The organism is Salmonirosea aquatica, from assembly GCF_009296315.1.
Taxonomy (GTDB): domain Bacteria; phylum Bacteroidota; class Bacteroidia; order Cytophagales; family Spirosomataceae; genus Salmonirosea; species Salmonirosea aquatica.
The window spans coordinates 40909-62783 of the sequence record NZ_WHLY01000001.1 but is presented as its reverse complement, the minus strand read 5'-3'; the positions used below and the strand labels follow the sequence as shown (position 1 = coordinate 62783).

General features: G+C 48.7%; 24 protein-coding genes. 11 read left to right on the top strand and 13 right to left on the bottom strand.

The window, feature by feature from the left end; translation table 11 throughout:
- Position 1: 1 nt before the first annotated feature.
- The 11 genes from GBK04_RS00270 to GBK04_RS00215 all read right to left on the bottom strand — a co-directional run bounded on the left by GBK04_RS00270 (position 2) and on the right by GBK04_RS00215 (position 10923).
- Positions 2-676 (bottom strand): hypothetical protein, encoded by a 675-nt coding sequence (locus tag GBK04_RS00270; RefSeq protein WP_152755826.1) that lies wholly within the window; start codon positions 674-676, stop codon positions 2-4.
- Between the two features lies 1 nt (position 677).
- On the bottom strand, positions 678-1892 hold the full coding sequence (locus GBK04_RS00265; protein WP_152755824.1) for a hypothetical protein: 1215 nt from the start codon (positions 1890-1892) through the stop codon (positions 678-680).
- Positions 1889-3340, bottom strand: a complete 1452-nt coding sequence (gene traM / locus GBK04_RS00260) for a conjugative transposon protein TraM (RefSeq protein WP_152755822.1) — start codon at positions 3338-3340, stop codon at positions 1889-1891. Before traM ends, GBK04_RS00265 begins: the two co-directional genes overlap by 4 nt.
- A complete protein-coding gene (locus GBK04_RS00255) occupies positions 3315-4352 on the bottom strand; it encodes a DUF4138 domain-containing protein (protein ID WP_152755820.1) in 1038 nt (345 codons plus the stop codon). The genes traM and GBK04_RS00255 overlap by 26 nt, the downstream gene beginning before the upstream one ends.
- 13 nt (positions 4353-4365) lie before the next feature.
- Positions 4366-5004, bottom strand: coding sequence for a hypothetical protein (locus GBK04_RS00250; RefSeq protein WP_152755818.1), 639 nt, complete (start codon positions 5002-5004; stop codon positions 4366-4368).
- Positions 5005-5015: 11 nt separating this feature from the next.
- Positions 5016-6107: a hypothetical protein gene (locus GBK04_RS00245; protein ID WP_373330562.1), complete on the bottom strand. Its 1092-nt coding sequence runs from the start codon at positions 6105-6107 to the stop codon at positions 5016-5018.
- A gap of 12 nt (positions 6108-6119) precedes the next feature.
- The gene (locus tag GBK04_RS00240) at positions 6120-8561 is read right to left on the bottom strand and encodes a TraG family conjugative transposon ATPase (RefSeq protein WP_373330561.1); all 2442 of its coding nucleotides are present in this window, start codon (positions 8559-8561) and stop codon (positions 6120-6122) included.
- 291 nt (positions 8562-8852) lie between these two features.
- Positions 8853-9197, bottom strand: a complete 345-nt coding sequence (locus GBK04_RS00230; protein WP_373330560.1) for a hypothetical protein — start codon at positions 9195-9197, stop codon at positions 8853-8855.
- A 274-nt stretch (positions 9198-9471) separates the two neighbouring features.
- Entirely contained in the window at positions 9472-9903 is a 432-nt protein-coding gene (locus tag GBK04_RS00225) for a hypothetical protein (RefSeq protein ID WP_152755812.1), read from the bottom strand.
- Positions 9904-9955: 52 nt separating this feature from the next.
- Positions 9956-10258, bottom strand: a complete 303-nt coding sequence (locus tag GBK04_RS00220; protein WP_152755810.1) for a hypothetical protein — start codon at positions 10256-10258, stop codon at positions 9956-9958.
- A 2-nt stretch (positions 10259-10260) separates the two neighbouring features.
- Positions 10261-10923 (bottom strand): ParA family protein, encoded by a 663-nt coding sequence (locus GBK04_RS00215; protein WP_152755808.1) that lies wholly within the window; start codon positions 10921-10923, stop codon positions 10261-10263.
- Between the two features lie 277 nt (positions 10924-11200).
- Between GBK04_RS00215 and GBK04_RS30110 the strand changes: the two genes are divergently transcribed.
- The 11 genes from GBK04_RS30110 (at position 11201) to GBK04_RS00165 (ending at position 20213) form a co-directional block, all read left to right on the top strand.
- Positions 11201-11353, top strand: coding sequence for a hypothetical protein (locus tag GBK04_RS30110; RefSeq protein ID WP_373330559.1), 153 nt, complete (start codon positions 11201-11203; stop codon positions 11351-11353).
- Between the two features lie 69 nt (positions 11354-11422).
- Positions 11423-11626, top strand: a complete 204-nt coding sequence (locus GBK04_RS00210; RefSeq protein WP_152755806.1) for a SymE family type I addiction module toxin — start codon at positions 11423-11425, stop codon at positions 11624-11626.
- Complete coding sequence (locus GBK04_RS00205; RefSeq protein WP_152755804.1) at positions 11627-12298, top strand: hypothetical protein; 672 nt, start codon at positions 11627-11629, stop codon at positions 12296-12298.
- Positions 12299-12356: 58 nt separating this feature from the next.
- Entirely contained in the window at positions 12357-12728 is a 372-nt protein-coding gene (locus GBK04_RS00200; RefSeq protein ID WP_152755802.1) for a DUF3846 domain-containing protein, read from the top strand.
- Positions 12729-12785: 57 nt separating this feature from the next.
- On the top strand, positions 12786-13433 hold the full coding sequence (locus GBK04_RS00195; protein WP_152755800.1) for a PD-(D/E)XK nuclease-like domain-containing protein: 648 nt from the start codon (positions 12786-12788) through the stop codon (positions 13431-13433).
- An 881-nt stretch (positions 13434-14314) separates the two neighbouring features.
- Positions 14315-15151, top strand: coding sequence for an ABC transporter ATP-binding protein (locus GBK04_RS00190; RefSeq protein ID WP_152755798.1), 837 nt, complete (start codon positions 14315-14317; stop codon positions 15149-15151).
- A 44-nt stretch (positions 15152-15195) separates the two neighbouring features.
- Positions 15196-15981, top strand: a complete 786-nt coding sequence (locus GBK04_RS00185; protein ID WP_152755796.1) for a hypothetical protein — start codon at positions 15196-15198, stop codon at positions 15979-15981.
- Between the two features lie 12 nt (positions 15982-15993).
- Positions 15994-16374, top strand: coding sequence for a GntR family transcriptional regulator (locus GBK04_RS00180; RefSeq protein ID WP_152755794.1), 381 nt, complete (start codon positions 15994-15996; stop codon positions 16372-16374).
- 4 nt (positions 16375-16378) lie between these two features.
- On the top strand, positions 16379-17062 hold the full coding sequence (locus GBK04_RS00175) for a hypothetical protein (RefSeq protein WP_152755792.1): 684 nt from the start codon (positions 16379-16381) through the stop codon (positions 17060-17062).
- Position 17063: 1 nt separating this feature from the next.
- Positions 17064-19292, top strand: coding sequence for a S41 family peptidase (locus GBK04_RS00170; RefSeq protein ID WP_152755790.1), 2229 nt, complete (start codon positions 17064-17066; stop codon positions 19290-19292).
- Positions 19293-19397: 105 nt separating this feature from the next.
- Entirely contained in the window at positions 19398-20213 is an 816-nt protein-coding gene (locus tag GBK04_RS00165) for an alpha/beta hydrolase (RefSeq protein ID WP_152755788.1), read from the top strand.
- Between the two features lie 48 nt (positions 20214-20261).
- On the opposite strand, the gene GBK04_RS00160 is transcribed toward GBK04_RS00165, so the two are convergent.
- Together GBK04_RS00160 and GBK04_RS30105 are read right to left on the bottom strand one after the other, a co-directional pair.
- Positions 20262-20921: a DUF6624 domain-containing protein gene (locus tag GBK04_RS00160; RefSeq protein WP_152755786.1), complete on the bottom strand. Its 660-nt coding sequence runs from the start codon at positions 20919-20921 to the stop codon at positions 20262-20264.
- Between the two features lie 579 nt (positions 20922-21500).
- Positions 21501-21719, bottom strand: a complete 219-nt coding sequence (locus GBK04_RS30105) for a hypothetical protein (RefSeq protein WP_373330558.1) — start codon at positions 21717-21719, stop codon at positions 21501-21503.
- Positions 21720-21875: the final 156 nt, after the last annotated feature.

Below are 21875 nucleotides of genomic sequence, written 5' to 3'. Positions count from 1 at the left end.
CTTACCGATTGTAACTCAGCCCCAGCCGCCAATGCTCTTTTTCATACACCAGTGCCTGGAAGCATTTCTCTTTTAGCCCAGGCTTACCACTATCCCCACCAAATACCAAATTCACCTCGACAACGACGGAATCGGGCGTGATTTCGCGTAAGGCCACGGCTTCGGCGGCGGTAATGGTGCCACCGCGTGTGGCGTTCTGCATGGAAAGGGGGAGGAGCCCCGGTAGCTCGCGCACTTCGCGGCGGAAGGCGTTGGAGAGGTAGGGGTATAGGTTAGTGCTATTGTTGCGCGCGTATTCGTTGGCCACGTAAAAAGCCTCCTCGGCGGTCCGCTTCGCTTGCCAGTGCTTGCCTTGATAAAAGGTCTTGAATAGGACAATTACCAGTAACAGAGCCAGCAAGCCGCCGATGGTTTGAAACGGGTACTTGGATATAATAGCGGATATCTTGGCAGTTAGTATCTGACCAGGCTTCAAATCTTCCTCTTGATCTGCCTTGACTTGTGAAGTAGTTTGGCGCAGGTTTTCCAAAAATCGCCTGATCTTGTTTATCTCCGCAGCCTTTGGCTGGCTTTTTTTCGATGCCGGATCGTTAGCTATATGGGTTTCGGCGGATCCGTTGAGACCTGCGCTGCCGTTCAGATTGGCGCGGGACTTCATGTCTGAGTTATCTTTCATATTACAAAGAGAGGTCAAGGTAGCGATACGATTCCTGCATATAAGTGCGGGCGCGTTTCATTTCGAACACTTGTTGAAGGGGCGTCTTTTCTAATGATTCCTCCATAAGTGCATCACCCTTTCGGCGGTATTCCACGGCTTGCGTGGCCATGTCCATTGCCGACTTTTGTAGGGAAGCCCGTTCTCCGGTCGTCAGTCTTAGGCCGCGCGGAGCGTTCTGTTCGGAGAAGTAGCCCATATCGGGAGCCATCGGATCTATGATTTGCGGATTCTGGAAGGCTCCGTCCATGCTCGACAGAAAGCTTTGGGCGTCGTTGTTTACCTGATCTAGCATGGTTTGAAATAGGCTACCTATCGCGTCCGGTAGATTGCCCATGTCACCCAGCGACATGAGATCGAAGCCGGAACCAATATTAGGCGGATCGCTGATCAGTTGCTGAATACTGGACTGAGACATCCTTTGCATGATGGTTTGCCGGAGGCGGCGGGCAATGTCGAGCGCGGTTCCATTTTGCTCGTCATTTAAGGCATTGTTCAGCGTGACGGATTGGGCGTACAGCTCATCGGCTAGCTTATAGTACAGCAGGGACTGAACAATTTTCTTTTTCTGGGTCGCCGTCTGGAATTGCAGCAGGTGCAAAGCCTCCTCTCCCCGTGCCGTACCCAGGTCGGTCAGGTTGGCGGGTTGCCTGGCATCCAGTCCCGATTTCCCAAAAAACAGATCGTAGATGTTGCTGCCGCTGTTATGGGCCAGGGTGTGGTTCCGGGCGGCACCGTTGACGATTTGCTTTTCAAGTTGATGCAAGAAAGCTGCCGACACATAGCCGCTAAGGTACTGGTTTACCTCTTGTTGAATCTGATTGAACACGACCAAATCATTAAAGCGAATCTGTCCGTCGCGCGAACGGATGGCTTTCAGTTCCGAGACGGAGCGCATCAACTCCTCGACGCTCCGGCTGATCTCCAATTGAGCCTGGGTATAGAGTTCGGTACCTTGCGCGCTTTCCTCGATACGGGCAAGCTTGGCCAGCTCCTTCTTGTTCTTATCCAGAATCTTTTTCAGTTCCAATAACCGGGCCTTGGCGTAGGGGTCTTTTCCCCCGCCAATTCCCAGCAGTGAAAGGCCCATGCTAATAATCGTTTCGATTTGGCTGGTGGCGGGAGTAGGTATAATCAGCAGCGACGCCAGAAGGCAGAGAATGATTGATTTTTTCATTTGACGGGAATAAAGAATACCTTGAAACCATCTTGCAATTGCAGTTTTTGCCGAACCTCACGACGACGGCCCGTCGTAGCGGCGGACGCCAGACCCGCACCAAGCGTAGCCAACGCATTGCCGGCACCCTGAATCTGGGTCGCGCGGTTGACGGAATAGCCCGCCGACCAAGCCGCTTGTCCGGCTGCTTGGTTCAAAGCACTGTTAGTCACTTGATCGACTTGTTGCCGGGCGGGCTTTTCGGATTGTACGGCTAAACCCTCGTTCATGTCGATGTCGAGGGCACGCATACGGATGGGTACCGCCTCGCCCGTGGCCAGGAGTCGAAGCGTCGTAATATTGAATAAAGCCCGCGAGTTGTTTACCTGAGCGAATCCAACCAGGATCGAGCCCTTTGGAGCAAAACGACCGCGAATCATAGCGTTGGCCAGCGTTCGGAACATGACGCGGGAACCATTGGAAATCGTTTGATCGCCGCTTACCACGCCAGGAATGGGATCGTTGGTTTCAACCTGGCTATGCCCCGCGACGGACATATCGGATGCCTCGTACTGATTACCAGACGTAGCACCACTGCCTTTTTCGCCCTCAGCCTTAACCGTGTTGAAGCCCGCGCGCATGAGGTATTCATCCCGCACTTTGTTGCGAAAAGGATCGTCGGCAGTTGAGTATTCTTCCTGCGAACGACGGGGAGGAGGCGTTTGGCTGGTCGAGGTATTCCGGCTACGCGGCTGTCGTGCCAATTGCTGGGAGCGATTCAACTCTTGCTGCACGGAAGCATCCTGCCGGATTGAATCAGTACCCTTGGGATTTTTTCGGTTTTCTTCCTGCTGTTTGAGCGCCAAACCGTAGATACTGTTCACATTGTCGTAATTCATCGTCCGCATTTGCTCATCATCGGCATAATCGGTCGGTTGAGTGTTTTGAGGCCGTTCCTTTTCAGCCACATCAATCGGCTCTGCCGGAACCGGAGCCATTTGCGCGGCCCGAAATCCGTTCGAGGAAACCGTCATTTTCCAAATCATAAAGACGATGGCGGCCACGGCAATCAACCCAACACCCAATGCCAAGATGACCCGTTTAGGCTTTGCTGACTTTGGGATGTTTGCACGAGCGTTTGGAACATTTTCTTCCGGCTCTTCATCATCCAAGAATTCCTCTTCCTCGTCTTCCTCTAGAAAGGATTTTTCATCTATGACTTCTTCATCGGCAATTTCCTCGTCTAGTATTCCTTCCTCGTGCCACTTATCACTTGAAGAGTGCTCTTCTTCATTCTCGCCTGGAAAGCCACTCTCGTCAAAATCATCTTCAAACCCATTGAGACTTGACGCTTGTCCTTCATCGTCAAAGGGTGGGGTAGGAGAGTCCGATTGTTCCCATTCTGATGCGGTATCGTCAAATGCATCGTCCTGCAATTCAGCATCACGCTTTTTTCTTTTTCCAGTCATTCCAAAACCAGGTTAAATTTGAAAAACGATCTTTGTTTGTTTCCTTTTTGAGTTCGTTGTGGTTTGAAGCAGGCTTTCTTGGCCGGGCGTACAAAACGGTTTTCATGGGCAGATTGAGCGTGACATTGCGAGTGCCACTCTTTTCCCGAATATTAACCACAAACTCACTTCGACTCTGTGGAGCGAACTGCGGCAGAGCAAATCGTAACTGAACTTTTTGATCCGCTTCAACTCTGTCAGGTACTGTTTCGACTATCGGCTCCATTGGGTAAGTCTCCCCGTCGAGGTATACCCCTTTTCGTTTTCTGGCTTGGTTCTGATACCAGAAGCTAACCTGATCGAGGAGGTAGGGCATAGAAGTTTTGTTATGTATGGTAAGCTGGATATAGGTATTCGTGGAATCGTGCAACAGGTGAGTGATTTTGACCATGATGCCACTGTTTCGTTCCTGATCGAAATTCTGGGGCCATCCGCTCAGTAAGGAATCCATCCGAGTTTTCAGAGAATTTTCGGCGTTGAAAGCTGATTCCTCATCATAAACAGGCTGATTCACAACCGGGGTAATTGTCGCCGTGGGATTTAGTGAGGCGAGTAATTGGTCGCTGTTAGGTGTGCTGGCGGGAATGGTAGTCTGACCCGTTGGGGGGAGCGCAGGCAGTTCAGGCAAGTGAACCTCAGTTTGGACGGGCAGTGACATTTTACTTATATCCACGAAAGCCGCTGACATTCCTTCTGATACACTCAGATAACCCAGGTAGGTATTGTCGGAAGTTCTGACAAGCAGAGGCGTAAGTCGTGCCGAGGTCGTCCGAGGCTTGACAAAAACTATGTTTCCCGATTCTATTTTTACCAGATATTCTGGACTAATATCCACCATGGCCACCTTTGACGGGAAAATTAGATAGGTTGTCGAGGTGCGATTGATCTTGATGGTATCGGGGAGGTAAGCTTGCGCCTGGCACCATTGGGATACCCCTATGACCAGCATTAGAAAAAGGGTTGTCTTGCTCATTGTGATAGCTCAGTTAGTGGTTTTCGGCTACCGATCGTGCTTCGTCGGTCTGAATTGCGCGCGGGTATTCAATGAAAGAAAAGGTATCGATTAAGAGGCCATAGGGGTTGATGTCCGAGCGAAGGCGGCGCGAGAGCGTGAATCGCGCTGCGACGGGCTGAACGGCGATCTGATTGTCATACACTACCTGCTGCGCTCCCCAGACAAATCCCTGATAGGGCTCAACGCTCATATCCACCCTCACCGAGTCGCAGGTCCAGTTGGTATGTGAGTTGTAGCGGTGGTAGTTCTCGAGTACCCTTCCCCGCTTGAAGGTTTCGTAAATCGCCCGACCGTCATTGTGGTCCACCAGCTTCATGCCGTGGTTTACCCGTTCGCGGAAGGTGTTGGCGTCATGCTGGAACATGAGATCCATGAATGACCGCACCAGATTTCGCGCTTCGTACTGCGTAGGCTGAACCTGTCCGGCTGAGATTGCCGCATTGGTCCCGTTATCAGCAACCATATAGACTCGCTCGGCATTTTGGCTGCTTTCCTTTAAGTAGGCGTACAGCCAGAAGACATTGCTCAGTGCCAAAGCAACTATCAGGCCCAGGCAGATGACTTTTAAGGACTTAATCAGAGTTGTTACGTTATTCGCTTGCTGCATCATAGGAATTCTATTTATGATTCACGATCGGCTTTGCGCTTGGGACTATTATCGTATTCAGCCAAGGCATCTCCTCGCTCGGTGTTTTGGTATTTAGGCTTTTCGGTTGAATTATCTGAAACGCTTCTTCTATCGGTGGAACTGCTCGAACGAGATGCTGAACCGCCGCCACCGCCCGACCCCATTCTGCTGACTGTCTGAGCGGTGCGGGCTGCGGAACCAGGCAGGTTGGCCCCTTTGCTTGCCGCCCAACTTCCCAATCCTCCGGCCGAGGTCATACCGCCAATGAAAGCGTTTGTCAAAAAGGGCGTGGCCAGGTAGGCCCCAATCACGCAGTAATGTACCACGACCAAATTGAACACAGCCCCGAATCGCTCTTCCAGTGAGGCGTTGTTCATCATATTGTCGATATGCGTATCCACGAGATTATCCACGTAGAAATTGACCATATTGTCGAGGACGCCAATTGTCAAAGCCCAAAACTTGGCATGAAGCAAATTCCGAAACCAGTAGCCCATTGCGCCCTGTAAGCCGGGAATCATGGAAACCAGTATGGCAATCGGCCCGGTAATCATGAGGAAGACCGTGACCAGCACCTGCATCTTGGCCACGAAAGCCCGGATGAGTAGCGTCAAACCTTCGGCCACCAGACGAACCATTTTTAGAATGACCATTTCCATAGAATTGCTCATCACGCCCAGCACGATGTCGATGTCCTTCTTCATCTGATCCGAGTCCCAGGACAAGTCGAAATCCTTCCAGAGGTTTGAGTTGGCTGTGGTGAAAGCACCGTCTACTTTGGCAGTCATAGCTTTCAGGGACGCCAGTACCTCTTGCGGGTCTTTTGGCGCGAAAAGTCCGGCGATGAGGTCGATCATGCCCGTTACGATGTTCAGTAGATCTCCGTAGAGTGTTAGTACAATGGTCAGTATAATAGCCCTGATCAGAGGCGTGTAGTCGGTGGTCAGATCGGAAGACACGAGGAAAGTGCGGCCCAGAGCCCAAAGGAAATTGATCATCATGAGCAACGCCGCCAACCCTAGTACCTTAGTACGGATGAGATCACCGTTGCTAGCCATCAGAAAGCTAAACGATTCTTCTTTCACGCGATAAATGGTTTAAATGATTCCTTCGGCTTTGTCTTCGTTGTATTGGCGCACGGCGTACACAATATTCCCCTGATAGGTCTGGGTCAAATCACGTAGATGTTCCCGTTCGGCGGGCTTCGAAGTCAACAGGGGATAGATGTTTGGGGCCGCTTCCAGACGGTACACTTTTCCGTGTTCTCCCTGTCGGATAAAGATTTCCCGCCAGGTCTTGGTTACTCTGATCGAGCGCATTTTCTCCATTTCGTGCCGGGTGAAGCCCAGTACCGCTGAGACCCGATCAAGTTGCTTGGCATCTTGGTGGTTTAGAATGATTTTGGTATCGGCGTTGGCCACAATCACCGGGCCGACCGTCGAATCCTCGATTTCCTTCACCCCCTGCGTAATGATGCACATCGAGCCGTTATTCTTGCGAATGGTTCGGTACATCATTTCCACAAAATCGCCCATTCCTTCCGAAAGCATAGACCATGCTTCGTCCATATAGAGGTACTTCACATCCTTTGGAAAGCGGCGGATCACGTCTAGGGAAAGCTCGGTGATTAGCATCGTGACCACTGATTTCAACAATTCGTTGTCCTTGATTCGGGCCATGTCGAAGCATACCAAAGGGTAGGCGCTGATGTCTTCATTTTCGCTGGCGTCCAGTACATCTCGGTAGTGACCCACCACAAAGGGTTCCAGGCAGGTAAAGAATTCTGCGAAGTCAAAGGCTTTGTGCCAGCGGATTAATTCCTCGCAGTTGTCATTGTCCTTCAAGTATTGATACAAGAAGTCATAGAATCCAATGAGGCTGGGAACAGTCGTTGGCGGCTCGGGTTGTGTGTTATACCATTCATAATAAATTGGGATAAGTCGTACCAGAACCGAGCGTTCCGCCTGCCTTATCGGGCGTTTGTAGCCCTTCCAGATTATGGCCAGCAGCGTAGAGAGGAAATTGATTTTATCTCCATCGGGAAGATACTTGCCCTCCGCATCCATATGAATACCGAAGGGGTTAAACTTGATCGGCTTCTGCGGATCGTATTGATAGTAGCGTCCGCCCAAAGCGGTCATTAGCGATAGGTAAGTACCGCCAACGTCAATGATGATTTGTCTACGACCGGCCTCGTAACGCTGAAGCATAAAATAACCCATCGTGAAGGATTTACCCGAGCCGGTTGGACCCACGACCACGCTGTTTTGATTGTTCAGGTCTGTATTGAATAAATTGACCAAAACCGGATTTCCGTAGCGATCGGCGAGTAATTCACCTTGGTTGGCCGTGCGGTAATTCGTCGCACAATTAAGATAACAGGCCGCATTGTCGCCCGACATTAGTAGCCAGCGGTAATTTTGGTAGCCATTGCCGGGTGCCAGGGCAAAGAAAAGATTGGTCGTATCCATCGTTTCGACGAAGACATCGGCTCCACCCATAGCCCGGAATGCCGCAATCCCTTGCTGCACCATTTTCTCCCGTAGCTTGTTATCTGTGCTCCAAACCACCAGCGATAGATTGAGACTCATTAAGCTCTTATTGTCCGTACGAAGCGCGTCGATATAATCCTCGAGTTCAAGCATTTTGATCTTGTTCTCGTGGGTCATCAAGAAGTCGAGATTGCGGTTAATTTTCTGTTCGAACTCCAGCGAACTTATCATTTTCTCGGTGTCCTCGATCAGGAAACTCGTTACCAGTAAGTGCGGTATTTGTAAGTCAAGAGCAAGAGTGGATATGAAGGGAGCTTCCACGCCAGTCCGGCCGGGCTGGGTGTTGTGGATCACCGAAGGTTGACCGATCATGGTTAGCACATTGACCTTCTTTTCACCCACCCCGACGAAGGTAGGATCCGGCTGTATCGACCGATTCAGGGTCGTCGGTTGTCGGTCAAAATCCAAGTTGAAGAACTGGAAATAAAGATTTTCCAATTCTTCTTCATCTAGTCTGGTCAACCGTATCTTTCCGAGCGAAATGCTTTGGGCAAACTCTTCGGCCGCTCGTTCCGCCCGTTCGGCCAAAGCGTCGATGCCATCGAAAGGGTTTTTAAGCATCGGTAACCCCAGACGCGCCCAGATTGTATTGGCAGCATTGGTCCGAGGTTGCCGCTCGTTCCCAAAAGAGAGGCATAAGTAGGCTGCGTGGTGCAACACAGGCTTGTCCTGCATATGGACATGCTGTTGCTGGGTAAATGGCGCATTTACTTTCTCCCTCAAACCTTTGGGAATCCGGTGACGTTCGGTATGGTAAGCGTCCAGTCTCTGTAAGACTGTACCGACAGGAAGCGTTCGGGAAGCCCGGTAAAAAGCCGAACTTAGGGCATCGAACTCCCCGTCCGTGATGCTTTCAGCTTCAACACCTTCAAACCGGTAGCAAAGAGCAACGCGCCCATCTTTCATAACTGCTACCGCTCCGCCGTCGCTGCTATTCTCAATGCTGAAAACGGGAAATACCGCGTCATAGTTGACTGTTTTTGCCACGAAGTTTGATAATTACGTGATTGACTTTTTTAGGTTGGAGCCAAGCCCAGGAAATTATTGAAATCAGAAAAGACGGGTGTTTGTGGCGCTCACCCCACCGCAGTACAAGCCACGACATTACGAGTAGTACCAGAATAATCCCGTAAACGGCGCGAGGAACAGGGACAATCGTTCGGGCCAAGGACGCCAGCGTTATGAGACCAATTAACAAGCTGACATACAGACCTAACTCTTGCATTCGCATCCCCAGAATCCGGGTCGGCTTCTCTAAGGACTTTTGGACTTTCATGCCTACTTGGTAAGCGTGTAACCGCCCGTCGAGCCGCCCGAAGTAGTCTGGACATCAGTAACTATTAGATTGAAACCAAACCAAATCACGGCACCCACCACCAGATAGAGCAGGTTGCGGACTGAATTGGGGGAGTTACTAATAAAGGAGGATACGACCTTCACGACGCCCACAACCATCAGAATACCGAAAATCACGTTGCCGATGGTGACAATAGTTTGGTAGTAGCCTGTCAAGGCTTGTGACACAGAACCTCCTGCCCCCTGAGCGAGAAGATTCATCGAAAAGCAGGAGAATGCTAGAGTAGCGAAACAGATTACTGTCTTTTTCATTTTGATCGGTTTCATTTTGATTGTTTATGTTTGGTAACTAATTGAAATTGAGACTTTTAATGTCAAATTAGTGTGTGTTTCCCAAGACTTACGGCACAATCGTAACGGAACGCCCCGATACAAAAACGAGGTTTAGGCGGTGTAAAACAGAAGGCAAAGCTCCGCCAGAAGCACAAAAAGTGCGTATGGATTGGAAGCACTCGCTTGCGCGAACACCGTCTGGATTTATACGTAAATTGGATTAGTGGGCCCGTTAAAGAGGTATCGGGCCAAAATGAAGTTTATATTCTCATACTATTTTGCTGTTACGGTTGTAAATATCTTTCAACTCCTTAGCCGCACTTTCCATGTCGGCAAATCTCGACCTCCTCCACTTTACAAGCGTACTCGCATTCTCTGTCTGGGTTTGCTCAATGGCTAAGCCCAGGTCTTCACCAAAACCAGAATCCATAGCGTCTACAGCTTCAGGTTTTGCATTTTCCTGATTTGAGGGTTCCGTTTGCCCTGTCTTTTGGACGGTGGATTCCCCTCTGATTTGCCTGCGTCGTTCGTTGACAACTTTCTTCTGTTCCGTCAGCAAAGCGGAACGATTTGTCTGTAATGGTACGGTTACTAATTTTTGGGGAATACTACAATATTTATTATATATCCGATAGAGTAGATAGATTAATAAACAACAAATAATTGCGCCCAAGAGTGTGACCATTATTTGAGTCGTCATCTTGGGCACAAATTTAAAAGTGTCGTAATGTAAAAAGCAAGTGACAGAATTATTATTTTTTCATCAACTCCATTATTTCCTGAATTCTTGGATCGTTGGCGATTGCTTCTGAGGCTAATTCCCTGATTTCCATACCCTGTTGGATGGAAGCTATTTTCAGTAGGCGGTGCACCGATTTACGAATTGTAATGTTTTGATACCCGTCCGATTCGGCTTTTTCTTGGGGCCGGATTGGGGCAGTATCAGCCTTCATATCCTTTGGTAATTGCGCCGGAGCTTGCAGCGCATCCTGAATGCTCTTCTTGGCTTCTGGATCATCCAGTAGAGAGGAAAACGGTTTCTTATTTTTTGCCATAATTATAATATTTGGTAACGTTGCTTGAATTCCTGATAAAATGCTCCGTAGGGTTCGGCGATGCTGGTATAGTCCAGCGGGCAGTCCGTAGTACCCACCCGCATGAAATCGGCCCGGTTCGGAAGCGCGTGTTCAAAAATGGTTATATCCAGCATTTCGGCGTAACGGTCGATATCGCTGTTCTCCCGCAGGTTGTGCTGCCGAAAATTCTGGACACCGTAAATATTGAAATCAAAACCACGTTCCATACGAATATCCCCCATCTTCTTAGCTGCCTTGATAAACTCAAAAGCCGATAAGACATCGGAATCTCCCAACCGGATAGGGACAAGGAGACTATCGCAAAAAGTTAGTGCCATTACCGCCTCATCAGGTCCAGTCATTCGGGGTAGATCCAGGAAGATGATGTCGTAGTCTTCGTAACGTTCATCCAACACCGAAGCCACGTCGTCCGTGGCCATTACTTCACAAGCGTTTTCCGGCTCACCGAGTCTCTCTATCTCCCTGGCCCGCAGCTTGGCGATGGTTCGCTGTCCATCGGCATCCAATACCAGCACCCGTTTATTTTCCCGGCTCAGGCAATTCGCCAGCCAGATGGTGATGGCTGATTTTCCGCTGCCCCCCTTCTGAGAGCAAACGGAAATAATTCGTGTGTCCTCTTTCATTAGTTCAATGTGATTTAATGCAAAGAAATCCAATATTTTGATATAATGAAAGGTTGCTATATCAAAATTTTAAAACATCGACTAATAATTGGCTTAGTACGTGTTCAATGCTCCTTGTAAGCCAAATGTAACTTGTTGAATAGAAGGGAACAAAAGTTTGGCACTACACCAAAATCTGTAATTTTGCTATCTCATTATTTTAATATTTTGATATAATGACTTATCTTTATGTAGTCAACCAGTAAGGAAAACAGCATTAAAACTATAAACTGGACCAATGAAAAACACCTTGGAATTAGAAGTTCCCAGACATGAAACGGAATGGCAAACACGGGATTTTTGGCAGAACAGCCAGCATGATGCAGAGGGAGCCCAACAAGTAGAAGACGAAGCGTTCGCCGCTCAGATAGAAGCATACGAAGCATGGTAAGCAGCCATTTGGCCGTACTGAAAAGCACATTATCCATTCCAATCCCAGCAACTTTTTAACATTTTCAGAATGAACTCATCGAACGTAAACCAGACCCGGCCCCGAAAAATTGGCTACCAGGCACGGCCCAATTGGCGAACCTGCCGAACCAGATTTTTTCCTTCCCTTCTACTGGCGGGCAACTGGTTTGCCGAAGCAGGATTTGATGTCGGCCAGTCCGTTACCGTCGAGGTGCAAAGCGGAATTATTACCATCCGGCCAGCCACTAGCTAGATGAATCACCCGTTGGCCGGACAGGCAGTCATTTCCGGCCATTTTTCAACTCCAAACTTTATTCCCAATGTCAAAAGCCGCAGCAACACCGAGACCTCAGACCTGTCAAATACGATTAAGTATATGCCAGGCAGTACAGGACAATACCGATTTAATGCCCAAAATGGTCGTTTTAATATCGATGGAAAACAAGATGTCGGCGACAGCTTTACTTTTCAACCCATCGCTTGGAGGATTTTTGAAAATAGTCTCTTTGCCCGTGGCCGGGTCGAGACATGGGCGGAATTGTTCTTCGTAGACGACAAGAAGGCTATGTCTTCCGTGATGTATAATAACAGTAGCGTTTGCGAACTGCGTAGACTGATGGAACGGCTTTTCTATGACGACCTGAAACTTTCCGACATAGTGCTGAAAGTTACCAGCGAAAAGAAGATCAACGAGAAAACTACGCACAAAGGAACATGGTATCGGGCTGTTTTTCAGTATGAAACAGCAAACCGTGCCATTGTGGCCGAACTAGCTGCATTTGCACAAGCGAACCCGATTAACAGGACTGAAACCTTAACGGAATCAGGAGTACACAGACTTATTTCAGACTCCTATGCTTATGGCTTATCCTTACCGGGCCTGCCAGTCGCTCCGGTGTTACTAACGCCCAGACTAGCAGCTTGAATGACCACATAGACCAGGCTCCCGCCAGTGGGCGGGAGCTTCTTCAAAACCTTACCATATGCTTATTTCAGCCATCAAAATCGACGTTGTTAAACAAGAGGTTTACCAAATTCAAATCGAAAACGACCTAGATGCTATGTATGAAGTCATTGACTGTCAGATAGTGGAACGTGTAGTTATTGACCATAAAAATGATCTATGGCTTGATGAGGAAGGACTTTTACACCATCCCCAACCGCCAAAGTTTATGTTTAAAGGAGCAAACGCGCCTTTCAGCGGCAACGGCCTCATCTGTGGATATAATGGAGAAGGTCAAACCATAAGTACCACGCTCACCACAGAGGAGATTGAACCGCGAATTTTATTTCTAGGAGACGCTCACATAGAGCCACAATGTGGGTTCATTCCATGGGATGAATTACCCAAATGATTTTTTAGTAACCCGGCCCGATGCGCTAAGCATCGGGCCATCACGCCACCTACGCACATGGAATATCGTTCAATCCCTCGCATCAGCAATAGCGATCTAACCGAATTTAGAAATTTTTTATTTGGTCGTTCTGAAAAGATACCCGTGAAAGCTTTTGCATTCGGTACTGCATTACACGAAATGATTTTGGAACCCGGCAAAGGCGGAACAAATCCACCTTTTGTGGATTTGGAATTAGTTAATAAACTGGCTAGAGTCGCCCGTGAGGATAAATTTCTCAAATGGATCCTTCAATTTTCTTCTAAGGAGGAAGTGCGTCTTTGGCAAGACACCGAGACTGGATTAACATTGAAATCGCGGTTGGATATCGTATACAAAAACAGATTGGTTGTCGATATTAAATCCACATCATGCCGTACCCGAGAAGACTTTGTAGCCAGCTGTCTCAAATATGATTATGACCGACAGGCGGCCTTCTATCTCGACTCGCTCGGGGCAGAGGAAGGAGTAGGGCGACGCTTTGCTTTTGTCGCTATTCAAAAGGTCAAGCCGTTTAATGTCTGGAGGATCGAGTATTCGGGTGGAAGCGACTTTATTGAACAGGGGCGGCACCGCGAATTTTTGGGATTGCCTTTTGTACCTATGACTTGGAAGCCTGGACTGTTTCCGAATGATGAGGAAAGCCCTAGCACGCTTGCTGCTTAAATTGAAAGGGACTAAGTTATTTGCTTGTAATTGAATGATTTGCCTGGCAGAACAAATCATCGATGAGCGTTATAGATTTGTGATAGCTGCAGAATTTTGCCCAAATCCCCCTAAGTTATAAAAATCCAAATTGTTCTAAGCATTTATTACATAAATCTTAAAGCTGATTTGCCAAGCGCCACAGGCAGCCTTCATTTGCCAGAGCTGGACACATTAGGTATGGATGCAACAAGCAGGGAGGTAATTGTGTCGATCTGCATTGATGGCCGCTAGCTCCCGGCCTTGTCCATCCCTTTTCATTCGAGATGTTACTCCGCTTTTATACGTGGACAAGCCGGTGCGTTCATGAGGCAGGGGGGCACACTCCAGCTCCCCTGTCCCCAACCATACCTGACACACTCCGCCCCGGGTGGCCTCTTCGAGCCGCTGACCAATTGCAGGGGTTGCCTGGGGTGTGGGAATGAAAGCGTTGTCAGCAGGGTTCGGGCGGGTAGGCTCAGTGAGGCGTTTCCTTATCTGGCCTTTTGTGCCGTCCGCGCTTTTTACAGACAGTGTCTGTAAAATTGATAAGGAAACAAGGCCGGCGGCAATACTGTCAGCCAACCACAATCAGGCCAAATCCAGGTTCCTGGGGAGGAATAAGTTGGCCTCAGTCTTTCCTTCAGCTTTTGAAAGCAGTCCGGCGCAAGGGTTCCTAGGCCCCTGACTGCTCCGGTATGGCCCTGGTGACTTGCCGAACGTGGCTTTGGCCTATGCTGGTTTTCAAAGGTCTGACAGAATCATGTGTTGTGTCCGGGTAGCGGATTAAAATTTCTATTGCTTATTTGATTTAGAGTTATAGATTTGTAGTGTACTATATAACTACAACACTTGCCAAACGTATGATTACGCTCAGTAATGTCTGCTTTGGGTATCCTAAAAAAAGCCCATTATTCAAGGACCTAAGTGCAGAATTGCCCCCAGGCCGCATTTACGGCCTGTTAGGCAAAAACGGGGAGGGAAAATCCAGCCTGCTGCGGAACATCGCTGGACTCCTTTTCCCGGACAGCGGGATGATTCAGGTGGACGGATATGAACCCAGACTGCGTGATGCCGAATTCCTTCAGGAGGTGTTTTTTATACCGGAAGAGATTTATCTGCCCCCAATTTCGGTCAACGGACTATCACATCACTACGGCGGCCTATATCCCAGGTTCGATGCCGACCGTTTTTTTGAGCTAATTTCAAAACTGCAAATTCCCGTTAAAAATAGGCTTGATAAAATGTCATACGGGCAGAAAAAGAAGGCTTTGATCGCGTTTGCCCTGGCGGCAAATACAAAATTGGTGCTTATGGATGAGCCTACGAACGGACTGGACATCCCCTCCAAAAGCCTCTTCAGGAAGTTGGTTTTATCCCATCTTGGTTTTGACCGTTTGTTTATAATATCCACGCACCAGGTAAGGGATTTGGATAATTTGATAGACTCCGTAATTATCCTGAATGATGGAGAGATCGTTGTTCAGGAAAGCCTCGACAATATCTGCCAGCGTATAGAGTTCGATACGCTGGCAGGTATTGATATTGACGAAAGGATATTGTACAAACAGCCCTTCCTTGGTGGATTTAAAGTGTTGAGGGAAAATGTGTTTGGTGTTGAAAGCGTATTGGATATTGAACAATTTTTTAACGCTGCGATCGAATATCCTGACAGGATTAAACAGGTATTTCATGATTAGTGTTCTGGAAAGCAAGTGAATTGATTTAGTAAACCGGTATTCAAATGCGCCAATCTTTCAGCGTTCAACGATTAGTGATATTAATCAGGATAAATTTTGTCGAGAATGGCAGAAACTATCTTTTAATGGGGGGCGTGTTGGTGGCTTTGCTGCTCATCATGATGCTTCCAGTGTGTTTTTTTGATACATACAATAACCCAGCTCAATTATTGCAATTTGCCGCCGTTCCCATAGTCGTCATATTGGGAAGCAGCCTGTACACAAGCCACGCACTGACGCAGTATGCCGCTGGTTCAAAGGGCATGCTGTCCCTTATGTCCCCTGCCACCAGCTTGGAGAAGTTTCTCAGCTCACTGATCGTCAACTTGCTGTTTCTTATACCTTTTCTGCTTTTCTTTCTGCTTCTGCATCATCAGACGATCACTTTTGGAAATCGGAGAATTCCGGCCAACGGCATGCAATACAGTTTCATTGCCAGGGGTGTGCTGATTTATATCGGCTTTTCCTATTTCTTATTTCATAGCGTATTTTTCCTGGGCTCCATATATTTCACAAGGTCGTCCTATGTGAAGACATTTGCCAGTCTGATTTTCGTGATGCTGACCGTCGGCATTTTGAATTCCCTGCTGGCAAAATACTTGGCCTCCTATCCTTTAATGATGAGCACCGTTCCTATGGCTGGCTGGAGCATCGTCCGTGATGCGGGCTTGAAGGTGTACAGAATACCCTTTCCAGACAAGGGATTGATACTTTTGTACCTGACTCTCACATTGACAACCCTGGGATTATGGCTTGCTGCCTACCAGCGTTTAAGAGAAAAGCAGATTTAGTTACCCGAACAGATGGAATTTCGTGATAAACAGGCCATTTACATTCAAATCGCAGAATATGTCTGTGATGGGATACTCAATGGGAAATGGGTTCCCGGGGAGCGTATCCCTTCGGTGCGGGATTTGGCTCTGACTTTGGAGGTAAATCCGCACACCATCTTGCGGAGCTACGAATACCTTCAGAATGAGGGAATCATTTTTTCTAAAAGGGGTTTGGGATATTCCGCTTCAACCAGGGCGAAGGAATTGATCATCTCCTACCGGAAAGAACGGTTCTTGGAAAAAGAGCTTCCCCGTTTCTTTGCATCCATCCACCAGCTCAATATAAGTATGGAGGAGATCGGGCGACGCTACGGTTTTTTCGTTGACCAGATACACCCCGTCAACCCTTAAATCGATGCAAAAAAGTAACAAAATACTGATCTCTGTTGTGTCGCTTTTCACGATTGTAACGCTGGGATGCAATGTAATCCTTAAAGCGCAGTACGACAAGATTGACTTTGATGATCCCTATCATGGCTACGGGACAGAGATAGTCAGCCCGTTCAAACATGTCGTTCTCTCCGGAACGGGGCGCGGCCTCACCCAAATTTTGCCCGGAAGGGAATTTCAGATAAAAACAACCCTCTCAGAACGAGCGCTTAATTGGAAGGTTGAGGGCGATACACTCAGGGTAGACTTGGCCAGGAATTTAAATGAGAATAATTGGGCGCCGAATGACCTTTCCAAGGCTGAACCAGTCGCTTTTATTATTGCACCGCGCGTTTCAGGGGTTTACTCTACTGGTGTCAACTGTAAGGTAAGTGATTTGAAAAATGAGCGTTTCACTCTAAGGCAGGAAAAGAGCAGGGTGCTGCTCGTAAACAATTCGATCCAGAACCTAACCGCCCAGGTAGTTCTGGGATCGTCTCTCACGATTGATCAAAAGAGCCGCATTGATACAGCCGCCATTAGCCTCAATGACAGCAGTCGGCTGACTGCCGCCGATGATAATTTTAAGAGGTTCCAATTGCAAGCCGATGAATCAGCCCACCTGGAGCTACCCATGAGTCTGATAAACATAATCTCAAAAAAACAGTGATATGAAAGCCCTTTCTGTAATCCTGATCCTTTCTGTCCATTCGGCCATGCTCTCGGCCCAACCCGTTGCTGATTCGACGGACTACAATTTGAATTTCGAGAAATTGGCGCAAAACAAGAAGTTGCCCGAGAAGTGGATGCAGTGGGGAACCGGTTATTCCCTGAGCGTTGACACAACCCAGAAATTTGACGGCAAGTCTTCCCTGCGAATAAAATCTTCCGACCAGAAAACGGATGGCTCATTTGGATCTGCCGCCAATACGATCCCGGCGGTATACGAGGGAAAAGAGATCGAGCTGCGTGGCTATGTCAAACTGGACCGGGTTGAGAACGGCTGGGCGGGTCTGATGCTCAGGGTGGACGGAGCTTCCGGGATGCTGCAGTTCGACAATATGCAGAAAGAGAATGTAAGCGGAACCTCCGATTGGAAGCAGTACAGTGTGAAGTTGCCCTATTCCAGGGATGCCAAAAAAATCCATGTGGGTGCGCTGCTTACCGGGACTGGGTCCATGTGGATAGACCACTTCGAACTGCTCATCGACGGCAGGCCATTCACGGATGCACCGTTAAAGGCACTTTCCGCCGTTGAACTTGATAAAGAATTTGTACAGGGGTCCAAAGTTACGTTCGGGGAGCTGAGTTCGAAAATCATCAAAGACATGACCGAAGTCGGCATGCTTTGGGGGTTCCTGAAATACTACCATCCGGCCGTCGCCTCGGGTAATTACAACTGGGATTTTGAGCTGTTCAGAATCCTGCCGAAAATCCTCAATGCCAAAACAGAGGCAGAGAAGCAGCGGGAGATCTATCAATGGGTTCAAAAACTGGGAGCCGTTTCAATCGACAGACCTACCGAAGGCCAGACTGGTACAGTGAAATACAAACCTGACCTGGCCTGGATAAACGCCCTTGGCTATGACAGGGAACTTCTGTCAAAGCTCGATTCTGTCAAAAGGGCGGCCCGCCCACAGGAACACTACTATGTGGGGCTCGTCCCCAATGTCCTGAATCCTATTTTCAAAAACGAGAACCCCTACGCCACTATGGCTTATCCGGATGCCGGTTACAGGCTGCTGACCTTATTCCGTTACTGGAACATGATCGAGTATTTCTTTCCCTACAAGTCTTTGATCGGAGAGGACTGGCGCGGTGTATTGGCGGAATTCGTTCCAAAATTCATCGGGGCATCCAACGAAACGGAGTTCAAACTGGCGACGCTGGCTTTAATCGCCAGGGTAAACGACACCCATGCCAATGTTTACAATTATGACAGGGCACTTGACAATTACTTCGGTAATAACTACGCGGCGGTTGAGACCGGTTTTATCGAAAACAAGGCGGTTGTGGTCAATTATTTCAATCAAAAGCTGGGGTTGAAATCTGGTTTGAAGATTGGCGATGTCATTGAAACAATCGATGGAAAAACCATCGAACAAATCACCGGGGAGAAGCTTCCATACACCCCCGCGTCCAACTATCCAACGCAACTGAGGAATCTGGCCAGGGACCTGTTGCGAACCAACGATACCCTGCTGTCGGTGGGATACAGAAGGAACGATGTTTCTGACAAAACAGACGTTGCCGCCTATGACAGAAAGAAAATCAACTTCTACGCCAATCACACTAAAAGGGACACCTGTTTCAAACTGATCGGCCCGGATGTCGCTTATCTGTACCCCGGAACGATTAAAGGGTCCTACCTGCCTCGGATTGCCCCTGACCTTTTGAAGACAAAAGGCCTTATCATCGACATGCGGTGCTACCCGTCGGACTTTATTGTGTACTCCCTGAGCGAATACTTACTACCCAAACCCGAACCTTTTGTAAAGTTCACCGCCGGAAGCTTGTCCACTCCGGGGCAGTTCACCGTGGGGCCTGACCTCAGCGCCGGTAAAATCAACCCCGGTTATTACAAGGGCAGGATTATCATCATGGTTAACGAGAGCACGCTGAGTCAATCCGAATTCAGCACCATGGCGTTTTCGACGGCTCCGAATGTGACGATCATCGGAAGCACAACCGCCGGTGCGGATGGCAATGTTTCCCAGATTGTGCTTCCTTCGGGAATCACGACCGGCATCAGCGGGATAGGCGTGTACTACCCTGACGGTAGGGAGACACAACGCGTGGGCATCGTACCGGACGTCGAAATCAAGCCAACAATCCTTGGCATTGCCGCAGGGAGAGACGAACTGTTGGAAAAAGCCATTGGGATGATAAATTCAAAATGAAACGATTAGTGAGCGGAGAAACTGACCGCCCAACTCCGTGATTTTAACAAGATTTAACAGCGGCATAAAAATGCGAGCGGCGATCTTTGTAAAAAGACCATCGCCATGAACCGCTTGCTGCTCGCCTTCTTTTTTTTCGTTCCTTCCATCGCCAGTGCTTTGCCGCCCGAACGCGAATACTGGATCACGCCTGACTCACTGGGCCTGGATTACGTGCAGAAGGAGCTGGTCACGCCCGACGGCGCGCGGCTGCTCTCTTGGTCGCTGCCCACCAAGAGCAGCGAACCGCTCCACAAGACCCTGCTGATCACCAATGCGACTACGGGCAACATGGCCAATATGCTTCATTACGCCAAGGCCTTCCTGGCGGCCGGTTTCGATGTGGTGCTGTTCGACTACCGCGGCTTCGGCCACAGCTCCGATTTTCCAAAGGATCCGGCCTACCTGTACTACAATGAGTACGTGACGGACATGGAGACCGCCATCGTGGCCGCCAAGAAGCAGTTCCCTGAAAACCAATTGGGTATCCTGTCCTTTTCGGCAAGCACCATTCTGGCGACGCTGGCCGTGCAAAAGCGGCCGGTCGACTTCATCATTGGCGAAGGCTACGTCCGGGACCCGTCCAGAATCATCGAAATCTGGAAAGTGATGGACCCATCGCTGAAACTTGTTCTCCCGGCGGGGGCGGAGGGCTACGTGCAGGCCACCCGCCGGATCCCTTGCCCCATGCTCCTGATGACCGGCACCCAGGATGACATCACGCCCCCGGCTGACGTTCGGGCCGTTGCCGACATGCGCCCGAACCGTACGTTTCTGCTGTACGAGGGACACCATCTGCAAGCGACCATCGTGTGGGAGGAGAACGAATTCGCCGACGGCTACGTCCGCCGCATTCGGGAGTTCGTTACATCCCTCAGGTAAGGTGATCCTATTTGAAATGGAATATTCTGTACCAATATGGACGTTCCCCTACTTTTCAGGAACTACATACTCAAACCCCCAGTGTCTAGCGTACTCTTCAAGTGGGGGCAAACCCATTTCTGTCCGACGTTTGTTCACATTGGACTCATCTTCGATAGGCTCAAATCCGCTTGGCCTGCCATCTGGCCCGTTATGCACCTGAGTGCCATATAATTGCTTTTGTCCCTTTTTGAGTCGCAACCGGTCGATTAACAAAGCTAAGTTTGACTTATCCAATTCCCCCTGCTCAGCAGCCTGCTGTATGAGGGGCAGGTATTTTTCCTGAACAGATAAAGAAGAATGTTGAATGATCAGCCATGCGGTACTGGATAGCTTATTGCCCACCAGCCGTTTGCCCGGATATCCAAACAGTTGCAAAATCTGCTCCACTTTTGGCAGGTTCATGGAATCTACCCGGCGCATTTCGTCCCACACGGGCTTCGCCTGTGGAGAATTAAACCCATAGTGCCTGCCAACTGTGTCCATCAGTAGTCTTGGCCTTTGATCTGCTTCAAGGATTTGTTTAAGTTCCCGTTCCAGATCTGGATTTCTACCGGCTGCTACTTTACTTTTATTTAAGTGAACCTCAAATTCCTTCGCTATTGAACCAGTTCTTAAAGGATTCAGCTCTGGATATTCCTTCTGCTCCTCCCAGAGGTACTCACTCATTTCCCAATCTAGGGCGACCGCTTTTTTTAGATAACTGGTCGTCACTTCTTTCTCTTGGCATTGGAAGGCACAAACAGCGGCCCGTAAAGTACTTACAATGCTTTTATGAGAAATTGCAAAAGCGTGACGATATTCTGTGAGACAGGAAGTGCAATCACCTTCTTAAAGTGCCCTCAAAGCCGCCTCGGCCGCATTAATGTAAATCGTGTCTTTGGTGGCGTAGATAGATAGCTTCCTGTGCTTGGACAGATATGGTCAGCAATAGGAATAAACTCAAAGCAAATCCAAAGAATTTCATATATTGATGTTCTGCATCACAGGGTTAAATGAAGGGATCCTCGCACACTTGCTGATGTTCTTTACTGAAATAGTGAAGGCATATGATTAGTGAAGTTGTGTAATTTTTACAGGGAATGGATGAATTGTCGTTTTCTTGATAAGCTGAATATACGTTTTCAGAACGATTTTTGCCTTGCTCGGAATTCGGCTTGCGATGCCCTCGATGATCGTTGCCAAGTGGTCTATTTGGTTCTTAATATCTGCCGGAGCTGTTAGTAGTTGGGCCTGGGTGAGCTAGTTTTAAGCGAAGCTGCGAACATCTTCATTGGTGTACTGGCCGATAGTCTTACCCGCCCGCTCAGCGGCCTTCTCGATCACCGAACGGGTGTCTCGTTCAATGCCTCGATTGGACCAGGGGGTAGGTGCCTTGACTTTTCGGGATGGCCTACCTATTCTGCTGGGCTTTTCAGTAAGTGGAGCGCTTAAATCACATTCTGTCTTACCCTTCTGAGTACCCATAGGATTTCTGCCATACATGAGGTATGACAGAAATGTACGAAGAAATCGGGGATCAACAAGAGTGTATGACAAAAACGCATTCATACACTAAACAACATAATTCCACTTACACAACATCCTTCGGCCTTTGCAAAAATGTATCAGTAGTATGTATCG

Coding starts and splice junctions, on each gene's coding strand:
- GBK04_RS00270 (WP_152755826.1), bottom strand. CDS start 676: ATGAAAGATAACTCAGACATGAAGTCCCGCGCCAATCTGAACGGCAGC.
- GBK04_RS00265 (WP_152755824.1), bottom strand. CDS start 1,892: ATGAAAAAATCAATCATTCTCTGCCTTCTGGCGTCGCTGCTGATTATA.
- traM (WP_152755822.1), bottom strand. CDS start 3,340: ATGACTGGAAAAAGAAAAAAGCGTGATGCTGAATTGCAGGACGATGCA.
- GBK04_RS00255 (WP_152755820.1), bottom strand. CDS start 4,352: ATGAGCAAGACAACCCTTTTTCTAATGCTGGTCATAGGGGTATCCCAA.
- GBK04_RS00250 (WP_152755818.1), bottom strand. CDS start 5,004: ATGATGCAGCAAGCGAATAACGTAACAACTCTGATTAAGTCCTTAAAA.
- GBK04_RS00230 (WP_373330560.1), bottom strand. CDS start 9,197: ATGAAACCGATCAAAATGAAAAAGACAGTAATCTGTTTCGCTACTCTA.
- GBK04_RS00225 (WP_152755812.1), bottom strand. CDS start 9,903: ATGACGACTCAAATAATGGTCACACTCTTGGGCGCAATTATTTGTTGT.
- GBK04_RS00220 (WP_152755810.1), bottom strand. CDS start 10,258: ATGGCAAAAAATAAGAAACCGTTTTCCTCTCTACTGGATGATCCAGAA.
- GBK04_RS00215 (WP_152755808.1), bottom strand. CDS start 10,923: ATGAAAGAGGACACACGAATTATTTCCGTTTGCTCTCAGAAGGGGGGC.
- GBK04_RS30110 (WP_373330559.1), top strand. CDS start 11,201: ATGAAAAACACCTTGGAATTAGAAGTTCCCAGACATGAAACGGAATGG.
- GBK04_RS00210 (WP_152755806.1), top strand. CDS start 11,423: ATGAACTCATCGAACGTAAACCAGACCCGGCCCCGAAAAATTGGCTAC.
- GBK04_RS00205 (WP_152755804.1), top strand. CDS start 11,627: ATGAATCACCCGTTGGCCGGACAGGCAGTCATTTCCGGCCATTTTTCA.
- GBK04_RS00200 (WP_152755802.1), top strand. CDS start 12,357: ATGCTTATTTCAGCCATCAAAATCGACGTTGTTAAACAAGAGGTTTAC.
- GBK04_RS00195 (WP_152755800.1), top strand. CDS start 12,786: ATGGAATATCGTTCAATCCCTCGCATCAGCAATAGCGATCTAACCGAA.
- GBK04_RS00190 (WP_152755798.1), top strand. CDS start 14,315: ATGATTACGCTCAGTAATGTCTGCTTTGGGTATCCTAAAAAAAGCCCA.
- GBK04_RS00185 (WP_152755796.1), top strand. CDS start 15,196: ATGCGCCAATCTTTCAGCGTTCAACGATTAGTGATATTAATCAGGATA.
- GBK04_RS00180 (WP_152755794.1), top strand. CDS start 15,994: ATGGAATTTCGTGATAAACAGGCCATTTACATTCAAATCGCAGAATAT.
- GBK04_RS00175 (WP_152755792.1), top strand. CDS start 16,379: ATGCAAAAAAGTAACAAAATACTGATCTCTGTTGTGTCGCTTTTCACG.
- GBK04_RS00170 (WP_152755790.1), top strand. CDS start 17,064: ATGAAAGCCCTTTCTGTAATCCTGATCCTTTCTGTCCATTCGGCCATG.
- GBK04_RS00165 (WP_152755788.1), top strand. CDS start 19,398: ATGAACCGCTTGCTGCTCGCCTTCTTTTTTTTCGTTCCTTCCATCGCC.
- GBK04_RS00160 (WP_152755786.1), bottom strand. CDS start 20,921: ATGAGTGAGTACCTCTGGGAGGAGCAGAAGGAATATCCAGAGCTGAAT.
- GBK04_RS30105 (WP_373330558.1), bottom strand. CDS start 21,719: ATGGGTACTCAGAAGGGTAAGACAGAATGTGATTTAAGCGCTCCACTT.